General features: G+C 69.2%; 17 protein-coding genes. 12 read left to right on the top strand and 5 right to left on the bottom strand.

Going from position 1 to position 14,709, the window contains the following annotated elements; all coding sequences use genetic code 11:
• Window positions 1–3 precede the first annotated feature (3 nt).
• The 3 genes from ACPCHZ_RS00790 to ACPCHZ_RS00780 form a co-directional block, all read right to left on the bottom strand.
• Window positions 4–1,521 (bottom strand): DUF222 domain-containing protein, encoded by a 1,518-nt coding sequence (locus tag ACPCHZ_RS00790; protein WP_423483001.1) that lies wholly within the window; start codon window positions 1,519–1,521, stop codon window positions 4–6.
• Window positions 1,522–1,631: 110 nt separating this feature from the next.
• Entirely contained in the window at window positions 1,632–1,931 is a 300-nt protein-coding gene (locus ACPCHZ_RS00785) for a YciI family protein (protein WP_423483000.1), read from the bottom strand.
• Complete coding sequence (locus ACPCHZ_RS00780; RefSeq protein WP_423482999.1) at window positions 1,924–2,715, bottom strand: hypothetical protein; 792 nt, start codon at window positions 2,713–2,715, stop codon at window positions 1,924–1,926. Before ACPCHZ_RS00780 ends, ACPCHZ_RS00785 begins: the two co-directional genes overlap by 8 nt.
• A 200-nt stretch (window positions 2,716–2,915) precedes the next feature.
• Here ACPCHZ_RS00780 and ACPCHZ_RS00775 point away from each other — a divergent pair, with 200 nt between their 5' ends.
• The 9 genes from ACPCHZ_RS00775 to ACPCHZ_RS00735 all read left to right on the top strand — a co-directional run bounded on the left by ACPCHZ_RS00775 (window position 2,916) and on the right by ACPCHZ_RS00735 (window position 10,468).
• Window positions 2,916–3,917, top strand: a complete 1,002-nt coding sequence (locus tag ACPCHZ_RS00775) for a hypothetical protein (protein WP_423482998.1) — start codon at window positions 2,916–2,918, stop codon at window positions 3,915–3,917.
• On the top strand, window positions 3,914–4,981 hold the full coding sequence (locus ACPCHZ_RS00770; protein WP_423482997.1) for a hypothetical protein: 1,068 nt from the start codon (window positions 3,914–3,916) through the stop codon (window positions 4,979–4,981). Before ACPCHZ_RS00775 ends, ACPCHZ_RS00770 begins: the two co-directional genes overlap by 4 nt.
• 7 nt (window positions 4,982–4,988) lie before the next feature.
• Window positions 4,989–5,834, top strand: a complete 846-nt coding sequence (locus tag ACPCHZ_RS00765) for a sugar phosphate isomerase/epimerase family protein (protein ID WP_423482996.1) — start codon at window positions 4,989–4,991, stop codon at window positions 5,832–5,834.
• 30 nt (window positions 5,835–5,864) lie between these two features.
• Window positions 5,865–6,704 (top strand): thioesterase family protein, encoded by an 840-nt coding sequence (locus tag ACPCHZ_RS00760; RefSeq protein WP_423482995.1) that lies wholly within the window; start codon window positions 5,865–5,867, stop codon window positions 6,702–6,704.
• A 28-nt stretch (window positions 6,705–6,732) separates the two neighbouring features.
• Window positions 6,733–7,605 carry a pyrroline-5-carboxylate reductase gene (gene proC / locus ACPCHZ_RS00755; protein ID WP_364973423.1) on the top strand — a complete coding sequence of 291 codons (873 nt, stop codon included), beginning with the start codon at window positions 6,733–6,735 and terminating at the stop codon, window positions 7,603–7,605.
• Window positions 7,606–7,742: 137 nt separating this feature from the next.
• Window positions 7,743–8,000, top strand: coding sequence for a helix-turn-helix domain-containing protein (locus ACPCHZ_RS00750; protein WP_264013154.1), 258 nt, complete (start codon window positions 7,743–7,745; stop codon window positions 7,998–8,000).
• Between the two features lie 155 nt (window positions 8,001–8,155).
• On the top strand, window positions 8,156–8,257 hold the full coding sequence (locus tag ACPCHZ_RS00745) for a 30S ribosomal protein bS22 (RefSeq protein ID WP_003402602.1): 102 nt from the start codon (window positions 8,156–8,158) through the stop codon (window positions 8,255–8,257).
• Window positions 8,258–8,286: 29 nt separating this feature from the next.
• Window positions 8,287–9,366 (top strand): SDR family oxidoreductase, encoded by a 1,080-nt coding sequence (locus ACPCHZ_RS00740; protein ID WP_423482994.1) that lies wholly within the window; start codon window positions 8,287–8,289, stop codon window positions 9,364–9,366.
• Between the two features lie 16 nt (window positions 9,367–9,382).
• Window positions 9,383–10,468, top strand: coding sequence for a lysophospholipid acyltransferase family protein (locus ACPCHZ_RS00735; protein WP_423482993.1), 1,086 nt, complete (start codon window positions 9,383–9,385; stop codon window positions 10,466–10,468).
• A 15-nt stretch (window positions 10,469–10,483) separates the two neighbouring features.
• On the opposite strand, the gene ACPCHZ_RS00730 is transcribed toward ACPCHZ_RS00735, so the two are convergent.
• The gene (locus ACPCHZ_RS00730; protein WP_423482992.1) at window positions 10,484–11,023 is read right to left on the bottom strand and encodes an FAS1-like dehydratase domain-containing protein; all 540 of its coding nucleotides are present in this window, start codon (window positions 11,021–11,023) and stop codon (window positions 10,484–10,486) included.
• A gap of 58 nt (window positions 11,024–11,081) precedes the next feature.
• Window positions 11,082–11,978, bottom strand: coding sequence for an HAD family hydrolase (locus ACPCHZ_RS00725; protein ID WP_423482991.1), 897 nt, complete (start codon window positions 11,976–11,978; stop codon window positions 11,082–11,084).
• A gap of 74 nt (window positions 11,979–12,052) precedes the next feature.
• Here ACPCHZ_RS00725 and ACPCHZ_RS00720 point away from each other — a divergent pair, with 74 nt between their 5' ends.
• The 3 genes from ACPCHZ_RS00720 (at window position 12,053) to hemC (ending at window position 14,701) form a co-directional block, all read left to right on the top strand.
• The gene (locus ACPCHZ_RS00720) at window positions 12,053–12,313 is read left to right on the top strand and encodes a glutaredoxin family protein (protein WP_423482990.1); all 261 of its coding nucleotides are present in this window, start codon (window positions 12,053–12,055) and stop codon (window positions 12,311–12,313) included.
• 63 nt (window positions 12,314–12,376) lie between these two features.
• Window positions 12,377–13,747, top strand: a complete 1,371-nt coding sequence (locus ACPCHZ_RS00715; RefSeq protein WP_423482989.1) for a glutamyl-tRNA reductase — start codon at window positions 12,377–12,379, stop codon at window positions 13,745–13,747.
• 30 nt (window positions 13,748–13,777) lie between these two features.
• Entirely contained in the window at window positions 13,778–14,701 is a 924-nt protein-coding gene (gene hemC, locus ACPCHZ_RS00710; protein ID WP_423483767.1) for a hydroxymethylbilane synthase, read from the top strand.
• Window positions 14,702–14,709: the final 8 nt, after the last annotated feature.

Below are 14,709 nucleotides of genomic sequence, written 5' to 3'. Positions count from 1 at the left end.
CGCCTAGAAGGGCGGCGGCTTGTTGCGTTCCGCTACGTACTCCTCGTTGAGGCGTCGCTCCGCATCGATGCGGGCCGCCCGGTCCTGGGCCCGGGTGCGGGCCCGCCGCGGCATCATCACACCCGTCGTGGCAACCGTCTCTCGGCGAACGGTCACCGTGGCGGTAGGCCGGCACAAAGCCGGGAACTGCAACCGGCTTCCGGGCTCGGTGGTATACATCAGCCCGTCGGGACTCGTCCACACCACCGTGCCGTCGGGCAGTTGCCGGTCCCGCCAGCCGTCGGGACCACCCCAGAAAGTTTTCAAAAGGTGGTGATTTCGGCATAGGCACTTCAGGTTGGAAGCCTGCGTCGGGCCGGCCGGATAACTGATCGTGTGGTCGATGTCGCAGTCCCACGCCGGCACGTCGCAGCTCGGGTAACGGCATGTCATGTCGCGACACCGGACGAATTCGTCGAGCTTGGCCGATGGCCGGTACCCAGCCTCCGGCGGACTGTCGCCCGGGTGGACGATCCTGCGGACCAACGCCCGCGGCACCAGCGTCGCCAGCACCGGTGCCGGCAGGAGTGCGCCGCCGATCAGGACACCGGGCGTGGCATCGGCCGGCCCCGAGGGTGCCGGCTGCCAGAACGCCTCGGCGATCGTCTGCTCCCGTAGCGGCTTACCGGCGGTCGGACGCTCGGGCTCGGCGCCGTCCAGCTGGGCGACACCGGATTCGTCCAGACTGTCCTCGTCGGCCACCACGTGGATCACCGCGTTGCTCGGTGTCACTCCCGCTGCGGCACAGTCTGGTTCACCGCAACCACAGGCGAGCCGGTCGGCTCCGGCGGCGAGTGCACCCAGCGCATCGGCGCGGCGCTGGTCGAGATCGCGGCCGTCGGCGTCACACACCGCACGTGCCATCGCGTCGAGCCGCTTGTCCATCGCCACTGCGTCATGGGCGTACATCCGCGCCCACAGCGACCCCACGCCGCTGCCATCAGGAATGTGAATGTCAGCCTGGCGGTTGCGGGCGTGGATCTCGATGCGGCGCAACGCATAAGGGTCGTATCGGTCGACCCAGTAGTCGATCGCGCCCTCCAGCTTGGCTGCAGACAGCGACCCCCAGCCGCTGATGTGCGCCGCCAGTTCGGCGTCGACCTTCGCCATCGCCTCTTCCTGCTTGATCAGCGCAGTGCGGAACACGATCGCATTGACGAGGCGGTAGGACACCGCGCCGGCGGCGAACACGTCGGCCACTCGCGGCAACCGGTCAGCCAGCGCCCTGGCGACCATCAGCTGATGGGACGCGGCCCCCAGCGTCACACCCATGGCGGCAGCCACCTCGGCGCTGACCGCAGCCCAGTTGTCGAGGCACCACTGCTCCCTCTCGGCGGCGCCCGAAGCGGCGAGACGCGCTTGCAGCACCGAAGCGACCGCGACCAATCGCCGCGCCGCGGCGGCGTTCTCCACCCGCGCCCACGCCGCCACGGCCGCGCCGCCGCGGACGTCATGGTCAGGCAATTCCAACGCTTCGAACATATGAGCGAATCTACGGCTCGTCACCGACGAAAATTTGGCCCTGACGACCGCCGGCATTCGGCTGTGGATGAAGTCGCGACTGTGGACAACCGCTTGACAGCCACCAACAACTAGCCGGTGATGCCGCCCATGATCTCGAACACCTCGAACGAGTTGACCCCGGCGAGTACCGACGGGTCGCGGTGGCCGATCTCGAGGACCTCGGCCTGGTCCCGTGCGCGCAGCACACCCATGCCCCACACGCCCTCTGGGTCGGCGACCGGGCCGTAGACCACCACCCGGCCGTCGGCCAGCAAGGTGCGCCAGTAGTCCTGATGCCCGGCCATCGCCTGCTGCTCATCGGCCGTCATCGTGTGTGCGAAATCCGCCCGCGGCGGGATCAGCCGGAACAGGAAAAGCGTGTCAGCCATTAACGTGTGACTCCGATGCGCGAGTGGCGGGGTGGACGGCGATCAGCCCTAAACCATTGCGACGCTTGCACATCGCCGCCAGCTCGGCGTAGGCCTTCTCGCCGAGCAGCTCGGTGAGCTCGGGGCCGTAGGACTCCCACACCTGGCGCGATCCCACGTGCGCGGCCGGGTCGCCCGTGCAGTACCAGTGCAGGTCGGCGCCGCCCTCGCCCCAGCCGCGGCGGTCGTACTCGGTGATCGTCGTCTTGAGCACCTCGGTGCCGTCGGGCCGGGTCACCCAATCCTGGCTGCGCCGGATCGGCAACTGCCAGCACACATCCGGCTTCATCGTGAGCGGTTCGACACCCATCTTGAGTGCCTTGCTGTGCAGTGCGCAGCCGATGCCGCCCTCGAAGCCGGGCCGGTTGAGGAAGATGCACGCGCCCTTGTACTTGCGGGTGCGCAGATTGGGTTTGTCGTCGTACTCGTCCATTTCGAGGTAGCCCTTCTTGCCCAGGCCCTTCTCGCGGAACTGCCAGTCGTCGGCGGTGAGGTGCTTGACCGCGTCGTCGAGCCGGGCGCGGTCGTCGTCGTCGGACAGAAAGGCCCCGTGCGAGCAGCAGCCGTCGTCCGGCCTGCCCTCGACGGTGCCCTGACATGCCGGGGTGCCGAAGACACAGGTCCACCGCGACAACAGCCATGTCATGTCTGCCGCGATCATCTGTTCGGGGTCGTCCGGGTGATAGAACTCGACCCACTCGCGGGCGAAGTCCAGCTCGACCTCACCGGGATGTGAACTGTCCACGACGACACGCTACTCCCGGCACCGCTCATCCGGCACCAGGAATGCGAGCGCGTCGCCGCGGTATGAAGATCACATCGAGCATGCGTCGCAACACCTTCCGATCCCGGGTGGAGCACTCCCGTGACAGGTGGCCGGACGCACTTCGCGGGCATTGCCGGAGTCCTCCCGGATGTTCGCCCGGCACCCACTAGGTTGGGGGAGTGCGACTGGGCGTACTCGACGTGGGCAGCAACACGGTGCATCTGTTGGTGGTGGATGCCCGCCGTGGCGGCCACCCGACGCCGATGAGCTCGACGAAGGCGTCGCTGCGGCTGGCCGAGGCCATCGACTCGTCGGGCAAACTCACCCGCAAGGGCGCCGACAAACTCGTCGACACGATCGACGAGTTCGCCAAGATCGCCGCGAGCTCCGGGTGCGCCGAACTGATGGCGTTCGCCACCTCGGCCGTGCGCGACGCCACCAACTCCGAGGACCTGCTCGCCCGGGTGCTGGCCGAGACCGGCGTCGCACTGCAGGTGCTCAGCGGCGTCGACGAATCGCGGCTCACCTTCCTGGCCGTCCGCCGCTGGTACGGCTGGAGCGCCGGGCGGATCATCAACATCGACATCGGCGGGGGTTCGCTGGAACTCTCCAACGGGGTCGACGAGGAGCCCGAAGTGGCGCTGTCGCTGCCGCTGGGCGCCGGTCGGCTCACCCGCGAATGGCTCGAGGACGACCCGCCCGGCCGGCGCCGGGTGGGGATGCTGCGCGACTGGCTGGCCACCGAGCTGGCCGACTCGAGCGCCGAACTGCTCAAGGCAGGCAGCCCCGACCTCGCCGTGGCCACCTCGAAGACGTTCCGCTCGCTGGCGCGGCTCACCGGCGCGGCGCCGTCGGGAGCCGGACCCCGGGTGAAACGGACACTCACCGCCACCGGGTTGCGGCAGCTCATAGCTTTCATCTCTAGGATGACGACGGCCGACCGTGCCGAACTGGAAGGGGTGAGTGCCGAGCGGGCGCCACAGATCGTGGCCGGAGCGCTGGTAGCCGAGGCGAGCATGCGCGCACTTTCGATCGAGTCGGTGGACATCTGTCCATGGGCATTGCGGGAAGGCCTGATTCTGCGGAAACTCGACAGTGAGGCCGACGGCACCGCCCTGGTGGAAACGTCCGTGCGCGATGCGCGACGAGAGGTTCTCAGGCCCAAAGGCAGCACACGATGACAGGACCAGAAGACAACGCCAGCGGCACCCGGCCCATTTCGGTCGCCGAGTTGCTGGCGAAGAACGGAACGATCGGCGCCCCGCCCGTCGGCGGCAGGCGCAGGCGTCGGCGCGGCAACAGCGACTCGGTGACGGTCGCGGAGCTGACCGGTGAGATACCGATCATCTCCGACCGCGACGTCGCGCACGACACCGCGCACGACGCAGCCGACGACGTTGCCGCCGCCGACGTTCACCACGACGACCACACCTCCGCCGCGACCGACGGCGACAGCGACGTCACCGGGCGGCTTCCGGCCAACGGCACCGCAGAGCCGGCGCCCGAGGTGGAAGCCGAGCCCGAGACGCCCGCCGACGAGGCCGACGATGCCGAGGCCGACTACGCGGCCCATCTGGACAGCAGGAACGCCGACCCCGATCCGGTCGACTTCCAGCCACCGCGCAAACCGCACTACGCGCACGCGCTGCGCCACCACCCGTCTCCGGCCGCCGCGGGCGCCGAGGACATGAGCCCGGACCCGGCGGTGCTCGACCTGGACGCCACCTACGGCGAGGCGTACGGCGACGACGCTCACGACTCACCGCTGGACCTCGCCGATCCGGCCGAGGCCGACTACGCCGGATACGACGGCGCCGCGGACACCGACGACGACGAGCCGTCCTACATGCGCGGCTCGCAGAACCCGCTGTTCGGCGGTCAGTCCGTCGCCGACGACATTGCCCGCGGCCGCGGTACCAGCGACGTCGAGGATCTCGACCTAGAGCTGCACGGCCCGGTCCGCGAAGAGCCGGACACGCCGATGGCAGCGTTCGTGCGCGGTGCCTGGATCGTCGGGCAGTGCATCCTCGCGGTCGTCTTCGGCGCCGGCCTCTTCGTCGCCTTCGACCAGCTGTGGAAGTGGAACAACATCGTCGCGCTGGTGCTGTCCGTGTTGGTCATCCTCGGCCTCGTCGTCGGTGTGCGGGTGGTGCGCAAGACCGAGGACATCGGCAGCACGCTGATCGCGGTCGCGGTCGGGGCGTTGGTCACGCTGGGGCCCCTGGCGCTGCTGCAGTCCGGCTAGCCCGCCCGTGCGCCCCGCCATCAAGGTCGGTCTGTCGACGGCCTCGGTCTATCCGCTGAGGACCGAGGCGGCGTTCGAGTACGCGGCCCGCCTCGGCTACGACGGTGTCGAGCTGATGGTGTGGGCGGAGGCGGTCAGCCAGGACATCGACGCGGTCGGCGAGCTGTCCGAGCGTTACGGCATCCCGGTGCTGTCCGTGCACGCGCCGTGCCTGCTCATCTCCCAGCGGGTGTGGGGCGCAGACCCGGTCGCCAAACTCGAACGCAGTGTGCGGGCCGCCGAGCAGCTCGGCGCCCAGACCGTCGTCGTGCATCCGCCGTTCCGGTGGCAGCGTCGCTACGCGCAGGGATTCGCCCAGCAGGTCGCCGACCTGGAGGCAGGCAGCGACGTCCTCGTCGCGGTGGAGAACATGTTCCCGTTCCGGGCCGATAGGTTCTTCGGCGCGGGCCCGACCTCGATCGAGCGGATGCGCAAGCGCGGCGGCAAGCCCGGACCGGGCATCTCGGCGTTCGCGCCCTCGTACGACCCGCTCGACGGCAACCACGCGCACTACACGCTCGACCTCAGCCACACCGCGACGGCGGGCACCGACGCCGTCGACATGGCGCAGCGGATGGGTGACGGACTGGTGCACCTGCATCTGTGCGACGGCAGCGGGGCGTCCGTCGACGAGCACCTGGTGCCCGGCCGCGGCACCCAGCCCACCGTCGAGGTGTGCGAGACGCTGGCCAACGGCGACTTCAGCGGACACGTGATCCTGGAGGTCACCACGTCCGGGGCGCGCAACGCCGCCGAACGCGAGGCGCTGCTGCGGGAGTCGCTGCAATTCGCCAGGACCCACCTGCTGCGCTGACCCGCGCCCACACCCCGGACAATGTCACCCGTGCCCGGATCCACGTCGTTCATCGATGCCATGACCCTGACCACCGTCGACCAGGACGATCGCACCGGCGTGTACGACGGCGAGCTGAACGAGCACTGGACGATCGGTCCCAAGGTGCACGGCGGCGCGATGCTCGCGCTGTGCGCCAAGGCGGCGCGGATCGCGTGCGGGTCCGGCGGGCAGGTGGGCGGCCTCCAGCCGATCGCCGTCGCCGCCAACTACCTGTGGGCACCCGACCCCGGGCCGATGCGAGTGCACACCTCGGTACGCAAGCGTGGCCGCCGGGTCAGCCTCGTCGACGTCGAGCTCACCCAGGGGGACCGCACCGCGGTCACCGTCGCGGTGACCCTGGCCGATGCCGAGCATCACGTGCCCCCGCTGCTCAGCTTCAACCCGGTGATACCGCTGATGACCCCGGAACCGCCGCCCGGGCTGGAGCCGATCGGCCCTGGCCATCCGATGGCCGACATCGTGCACCTGGCGCACGGCTGCGACATCCGGCCCGCCCTGCACACCCTCGGGCCGCGGCCGGACGGCGGGCCGCCGGTGTTCGAGTACTGGGTGCGGCCGAAGGACAGTGCGCCCGACGTGCTGTTCGCCCTGCTGTGCGGCGACGTGTCGGCCCCGGTGACGTTCGCCGTCGACCGCAGCGGTTGGGCGCCCACGGTGCAGCTGACGGCCTATCTGCGGGGCCTGCCGGCCGACGGCTGGCTGCGGGTCATGTGCACGGCCGTGCAGATCGGCCAGGACTGGTTCGACGAGGACCACATCGTCGTCGACCGGGAGGGCCGCATCATCGTGCAGACCCGCCAGCTGGCCATGGTGCCGCCTCCCGCCTGAGATCGTCCGGCATGGAATGCTGTGGCCCATGTCGAGGATCGCGATCATCGGTGGCGGGAGCATGGGCGAGGCGCTGCTGTCCGGGCTGCTGCGGGCGGGCCGTCACGTCAAGGACCTGGTGGTCGCCGAGAAGTATTCGGACAGGGCGAAATTCCTCGCCGACAAATACTCGGTGTTCGTGACCTCTGTCGCAGACGCCGCGGAGAACGCGAATTACGTGATCGTCGCGGTCAAGCCCGCCGACGTCGAGAACGTCATCGACGACATCGCCCAGGCCGCCGCCCACGCCGAGACCGACACCGCCGAGCAGGTCTTCGTCACCGTGGCGGCCGGCGTCACGACGGGCTTCTACGAGAACCGGCTGCCAGCGGGTGCGCCGGTGGTGCGCGCGATGCCCAACGCACCCGTCGTCGTCGGCGGCGGTGTCAGTGCGCTGGCGCCGGGCCGGTTCGCCACCCCGGCGCATCTGAAAGAGGTGTCGGCGATCTTCGACGCGGTCGGCGGCGTGCTCACCGTCCCGGAGAGCCAGCTCGACGCGGTGACCGCGGTCTCGGGTTCCGGTCCGGCGTACTTCTTCCTGATGGTCGAGGCCCTCGTCGATGCAGGGGTCGCGGCCGGCCTCAGCCGCTCGGTGGCCACCGATCTGGTGGTGCAGACGATGGCGGGATCGGCGGCGATGCTGCTCGAGCGGCTCGACGAGGCCCAGCCGGTCGGTGAGGCGGCAATGGGCACCACCATGGACACCACTGCCGCGCAGCTGCGTGCCACGGTTACCTCGCCCGCGGGCACCACCGCCGCTGGGCTGCGGGAACTCGAACGCGGTGGTTTGCGGGCGGCCGTGGCCAACGCGGTCGAGGCCGCGAAAACACGCTCTGAGCAGCTAGGAATTACATCTTCGTAGTTCGACGAATTGAAATTGATTAGCCCACACCCGTCGCAGTAACCCCACCCGCCACGCTATTCTCCTCGTGTATGCACGGGTCGGTGCCAGCGGTGGGGAAGCCGCTGGAACTGCCCGGCCTGATGGATTGGGTTGCGATGACGTCTATGAACGGGCCATCGGCACGGGATTCGGCTGGCGGGAAGCGGGACGGCGGAGGTTCCGACGGCCAACCGCCACGGGCCCAATTCCTCACCGTCGCCGAGGTGGCGAGCCTGATGAGGGTGAGCAAGATGACGGTGTATCGGTTGGTGCACAACGGCGAACTGCCCGCAGTGCGCGTGGGCCGCTCGTTCCGGGTGCATGCCAAGGCCGTTCACGACATGCTCGAGAGCTCGTACTTCGACGCGGGCTGATCGGCTCTTCGCGCAAGCGCTCATCGCTGGCTGATCGGCTCTTCGCGCGCGATGTGCCGGCTTCAGACCGGGCGTTTTCCCTTCGCAAGGGCCGCCCGGGTAAAGTGTGCCGGTCGAGTCAACGCGGCTCGAGAAGACTTTAGGTAGCGGAGTACATGGGTTCAGTCATCAAGAAGCGCCGTAAGCGTATGTCGAAGAAGAAGCACCGCAAGCTGCTTCGTCGCACTCGGGTACAGCGCAGAAAACTCGGCAAGTAGCTTTCAGCTTCCGCCTATAGGCTGGCCGGATGGAGAGTTCTGGCGACTCCGCCTCGGGCGATGCGGTGCACTACCCGAAGGTGGTCCTGGTCACCGGAGCGTGCCGGTTCCTCGGCGGTTATCTGACCGCCAGGCTGGCGCAGAATCCTCTGATCAACCACGTCATCGCGGTGGATGCGATCGCGCCGAGCAAGGACCTGCTGCGTCGGATGGGCCGCGCCGAGTTCGTGCGCGCCGACATCCGGAACCCGTTCATCGCGAAGGTGATCCGCAACGGCGACGTGGACACCGTGGTGCATGCCGCGGCGGCGTCCTACGCGCCCCGTTCGGGCGGGCGGGCGACGCTGAAGGAACTCAACGTGATGGGCGCGATCCAGTTGTTCGCCGCCTGCCAGAAGGCGCCGTCGGTGCGCCGCGTGGTGCTGAAGTCCACGTCGGAGGTCTACGGGTCGACGTCGCGAGATCCGGTGATGTTCACCGAGGACAGCAGCGCCCGCCGGCCGCCCGGCGAAGGCTTCGCCCGCGACAGCATGGACATCGAGGGCTATGCGCGTGGCCTGGCCCGTCGCAGGTCCGACATCGCGGTCACCATCCTGCGGCTGGCGAACATGATCGGACCCGCGATGGACACCGCGCTGTCGCGCTACCTCAGTGCGCCGGTGGTGCCGACGGTCGTGGGTCACGATCCGAGGCTGCAGCTGCTGCACGAGCAGGATGCGCTGGGGGTGCTCGAGCGGGCCACCATGGCCGGCAGGGCGGGCACGTTCAACGTGGGCGCCGACGGGATCATCATGATGAGTCAGGCACTCCGCCGGGCCGGCCGGGTCCCGCTGCCGGTGCCGCGGTCGGCGCTTTGGGCAGTGGATTCGCTGCGCCGCGCGACTCGGTACACTGAGCTCGATCGTGAGCAGCTCGACTACCTGAGTTACGGCCGGGTGATGGACACCGGACGGATGCGCAAGGACCTCGGTTATAGCCCAAAGTGGTCGACCGTGGAAGCTTTTGACGATTACGTCCGCGGTCGAGGTTTGACGCCGATCATCGACCCGCGGTGGGTACGCTCAATGGAGAGTCGCGCCGTGTCTGCGGCACAGCGCTGGGGACGATAGACACTCAAGAAATCGGGTGGGAAGAGGTACCGACGTGGCCGGCGAGCCGAAAGCGAAAGTCATTCCGTTGCATGGTAGTTCGGGCCGCGCGGCGGCCTCGCGACGGGCCGCGCAACGCACCGAGAGTGCTCGCCGACATCCCTCTCTGATGGCCGATCCCGGTGGTCGGGCGTCGGCCGAGCAGATCGCCGCGGTGGTCCGCGAGATCGACCAGCGGCGCGGTGGTCCGACCGGCTCCGGCCCGGTCGAGGAGACCCCCACCGAACTCGCGAAGCGGATCGCCGCGGCCGCGGAGTTCGTCCGCAAGCGGATGTCGGGCGACTACGTCGTCGACGAGTTCGGGTTCGACAAACACCTCAACGACGCAATCTTTCTGCCTTTGCTGCGAGGGCTCTTCAAGTCCTGGTTCCGGGTCGAGGTCAGCGGTATCGAGAACCTGCCGGAGACCGGCGCGGCGCTCGTGGTCGCCAATCACGCCGGCGTGCTGCCGTTCGACGGCCTGATGACGTCGGTGGCGGTGCACGACAAGCACCCGACACACCGGGACCTGCGGCTGCTGGCCGCCGACATGGTGTTCGACCTGCCGATGGTCGGTCAGGCCGCCCGCAAGGCCGGCCACACCATGGCCTGCACGTCCGACGCGCACCGGCTGCTGGCCGCGGGTGAGCTCACGGCGGTGTTCCCGGAGGGCTACAAGGGCCTCGGCAAACACTTCAAGGACCGGTACAAGCTGCAGCGCTTCGGCCGCGGCGGATTCGTCTCGGCGGCGCTGCGGACCAAAGCCCCGATCGTGCCCTGCTCGATCGTCGGGTCCGAGGAGATCTATCCGATGATCGCCGACGTCAAGCTGCTCGCCCGGTTGCTCGGGCTGCCGTACTTCCCGATCACGCCGCTGTTCCCGCTCGCCGGACCGCTCGGCCTGGTGCCGCTGCCGTCGAAGTGGCACATCGAGTTCGGCGAACCGATCGAGACCGCCGACTACGACGAGTCGGCCGCCGACGACCCGATGGTCACCTTCGAGCTGACCGACCAGGTGCGCGAGACCATTCAGCAGACGCTCTACCAGCTGCTGGCGGGTCGCAGGAACATGTTCCTGGGCTGAGTCGGCTCACCCGGCCTATCCGCCGCTGGATCTTTGCCCAGCAACCATTTTGGCGATGGCTTCGTCGCGCCGCGCCTTGATGGTCGCGGACACCTCGTCGGCCTCGCCCTCGTGGGAGGCCTCGCCGATCACGGTCACCACGCTGGTGAGCACCGGCTCGCCGCGCTCGTCGCTCACCTCGCCGCGAACCTCGGTGACGACGGTGCCGTGCGCCTCGATCACCGAGTCGAGGTAGGAGTCGAAGAACAGCTTGTCGCCGTCGACGATCGGGCGGTGATAGGTGATCTTCTGATCACGGTGCAGCACGCGCTCCATGTTGATCGGCACGTCGAACTGGTTGAAGATCTCCGCCTGCACCTTGCGGCCGGCCACGGCGAGGAACGTCAGCGACGCGATGAGGCCGTCGTAGCCGCTCTCCTTGGCCGCGTCCTCGCTGTGGTGGGCCGGGTGCTCGTCCTTGACCGCGCGCGCGAATTCACGGATCTTCTCCCGGCTGACCTCGAAATAGTCCGGGTACCGGTAGTGCGTGCCGATGATGTCTTCAGCGATGGCCATGACTGCGCTTGCTCCCCACTAGACCGTCCTGCGGTGGCCTGTTCAGCGCGCGAGCCTATCAGCGCAGATGCCAGCGACTGTCCTGGCGGCGGGACACCACGGCGGCCAGCGCCCCGCCCAGCGCGCCGAGTGCGACGGCCGAGGGCACGCCCACCTTGGCGGCCTTGCGCGCGGTGCGGAAGTCGCGGATCTCCCAGCCGCGTTCCCGCGCGACGCTGCGCAGGGCGGCGTCCGGATTGATCGCGACGGCCGTGCCCACCAGCGACAACATCGGCACGTCGTTGAAGCTGTCCGAGTACGCGGTGCACCGCCGCAGGTTCAGGCCCTCCCGGATGGCCAGCGACCGCACCGCGTGCGCCTTGCCGCTGCCGTGCAGGATGTCGCCGACGAGGCGGCCGGTGAAGACCCCGTCGACCGATTCGGCGACGGTGCCCAGCGCGCCGGTCAGGCCGAGCTTCCTGGCGATGGTGGCGGCCAGCTCGTAGGGCGTCGCGGTGACCAGCCACACCTGCTGTCCGGCGTCGAGGTGCATCTGGGTCAGCGCCCTGGTGCCCGGCCAGATCTTGTCGGCGATGATCTCGTCGTAGATCTCCTCGCCGACGGCCGTCAGCTCCGCGGTCGAACGGCCCTCGATGAACGACAGCGCCTTGGTCCGCCCGGCGGCGACGTCCTCACTGTTCTCCCGGCCGGTGAGCTGGAACTTGGCCTGCGCGTAGACGAAGCCCAGGACGTCGCCGTAGGTGAAGTACTTGCGGGCGGCCAGCCCGCGCGCGAAGTGCACCAGCGACGAGCCGTGCACGAGGGTGTTGTCGACGTCGAAGAATGCCGCGGCGGTCAGGTCCGGCGGCGGGGCGGGCGCCGCGGGTGCGGATTCCGCCTCGAGATGGGTGACGGCGGCCTCCGCGCTGGCGTCACCGGCGATCTGCTGGCGTGCGGCCTCCGCGGATTCGGACACGGATTCACCCTAGGTCACCGGCACCGCATACTTGCGGGGTGCACCGGCGGGCAGGAGCGAAGCGACCGGGGGATATGCACCGGCGCGAGGTGAGGTTGCTGACCCGTGAGGGCTGCCCGTTGTGCGCGCAGGCGGCGGGCCGGCTCGACGCGCTGGCCGGCGAGCTGGGATTCGTGTTGTCGGTGGTGGACGTCGACGCCGCCGCGGCCGCGGGCGACGCCGCCCTGCGTGCCGAGTTCGGCGACCGGCTGCCGGTGGTGCTGCTCGACGGCGTCGAGCACAGTTACGGCGAGGTCGACGAGGAACGGCTGGCCGACGACCTGCAGGAGTGTTGACCCCGTCACGAATTTGGTGACCTAACCATCTAGCGATTAACGTGGATATGTGGTGATGAGGCCATGAGTGTGCTGCTCTTCGGGGTTTCGCACCGCAGCGCGCCGGTGTCGGTGCTCGAGCAATTGAGCACCGATGAATCGGACCAGGCGAAGATCGTCGACCAGGTGCTCCAGTCGTCGCTCGTGACTGAGGCGATGGTGCTGTCCACCTGCAATCGCGTCGAGGTCTACGCCGTGGTCGAGGCGTTCCACGGTGGCCTGTCGGTGATCGGGCAGGTGTTGTCCGAGCACTGCGGCATGTCGCTCAACGATCTGACCAAGTACGCCTACGTGCGCTACGCCGAGGCCGCCGTCGAGCACCTGTTCGCGGTGGCCAGCGGCCTGGACTCGGCCGTGATCGGCGAACAGCAGGTGCTCGGCCAGGTCCGGCGCGCCTACGCCGCGGCCGAAGCCAATCAGACCGTCGGCCGCACCCTCCACGAACTGTCGCAGCGCGCGCTGGCCGTCGGTAAGCGGGTGCACTCCGAGACCGGGATCGACGCCGCCGGTGCGTCGGTGGTGTCGGTGGCGCTGGGGATGGCTCAGAAGAAGCTCGGGACGCTGGCCGGCCGCACCGCGGTCGTCGTCGGCGCCGGTTCGATGGGCGCCCTGTCGGCCAAGCACCTGATCCGCGCCGGCGTGGGGCACGTTCACGTGGTCAACCGGTCGCTGCCGAGGGCCCGCCGGCTGGCGGAGGTGCTGACCAAACACGGCTTCGCGGCCGACGCGGTGGCCCTCGACGACATCGCGACCGTGCTCGCCGACGCCGACGTGGTCATCACCTCGACCGGCGCAGTACGCCCGGTGGTGTCGCTGGCCGATGCACACCGCGGGCTGACCGGCCGGCCGGAGCAGCGCCCGCTGGTGATCTGCGACCTCGGCATGCCGCGCGACGTCGACCCGGCGATCGCCGGCCTGCCCGGTGTCTACGTCATCGACATGGACCGCATCCAGCGCGAGCCGTCCGCACGCGCCGCGGCCTCCGACGCCGACGCAGCGCGCTCGATCGTCGCCGCGGAGGTGTCGGCCTACCTGACCGGCCAGCGAATGGCCGAGGTCACTCCGACCGTCACGGCGCTGCGGCAGCGTGCCGCTGACGTGGTCGAGGCCGAACTGCTGCGGCTGGACAACCGGCTGCCCGGCCTGGAGGCCGCGCACCGCGACGAGGTCGCCAAGACCGTGCGGCGCGTGGTCGACAAGCTGCTGCATGCGCCGACGGTGCGGGTCAAGCAGCTGGCCAGCGCGCCGGGTGGCGACAGCTACGCCGAGGCGCTGCGGGAGTTGTTCGAGCTCGACCCGCAGGCGGTCGACGCCGTCGCGGCAGGCGAACTGCCGCTGGTGGCCGGGGGCGACGCGATGAGCGCCACGGCACTCGACTTCGACAAGTCCGAGTAGCGCTTGACGCCCTCAACGGACTCCGGGCCCATCCGGATCGGCACCCGAGGCAGCCTCCTGGCGACCACCCAAGCCGCCACCATCCGCGACGCCCTGGTGCAGCGCGGGCATCGCGCCGAGCTGGTCATCATCTCCACCGAGGGCGACCGGTCGTCCGCACCGATCGCGGAGATCGGCGTCGGCGTGTTCACCGCCGCACTGCGCGACGCGATCGCCGACGGTCGCGTCGACATGGCCGTGCACTCGTACAAGGATTTGCCGACAGCGCAGGACGAGCGGTTCGTCATCGCGGCGACACCGAGGCGCGAGGACCCGAGGGATGCCCTGGTGGCCCGTGACGGGATGGTGCTCGGCGAGTTGCCCACCGGCTCGGTGATCGGCACGTCGAGCCCGCGGCGGGCGGCGCAGCTTAGAGCACTGGGTCTCGGTTTGGAAATCCGCCCCCTAAGAGGCAACCTAGATACCAGGTTGAACAGGGTTACAGGCGGTGATCTCGACGGCGTCGTCGTCGCCCGGGCGGGATTGGCTCGCATCGGACGATTGGGCGATGTCACCGAGACCCTCGAGCCGGTGCAGATGTTGCCGGCGCCGGCTCAGGGGGCGCTCGCGGTGGAATGCCGCGCAGCGGATTCCGGGCTGGCCGCGCTGTTGGCAGAGCTTGACGACGCCGACACGCGTGCTGCGGTCACCGCCGAACGGACCCTGCTCGCCGAACTGGAGGCGGGCTGTTCCGCACCGGTGGGCGCGATCGCGGAAGTGGTCGAGTCGATCGATGAGGAGGGCCACATCTTCGAAGAGCTGTCGCTGCGCGGTTGTGTGGCGACGCTGGACGGATCCGACGTGATCCGTGCGTCCGGCATCGGAACTCCGGGTCGGGCCAGGGACCTGGGCGTCTCCGTGGCCTCGGAGCTGTTCGAACTGGGCGCGCGCGAGCTCATGGCGGATCTCAACTGAAGCTGTAG

Origin of the sequence: Mycobacterium sp. NPDC050041 (genome assembly GCF_049541695.1) — a bacterium.
Lineage (GTDB): Bacteria > Actinomycetota > Actinomycetes > Mycobacteriales > Mycobacteriaceae > Mycobacterium.
This window is presented reverse-complemented; position numbering and strand designations above follow the sequence as displayed.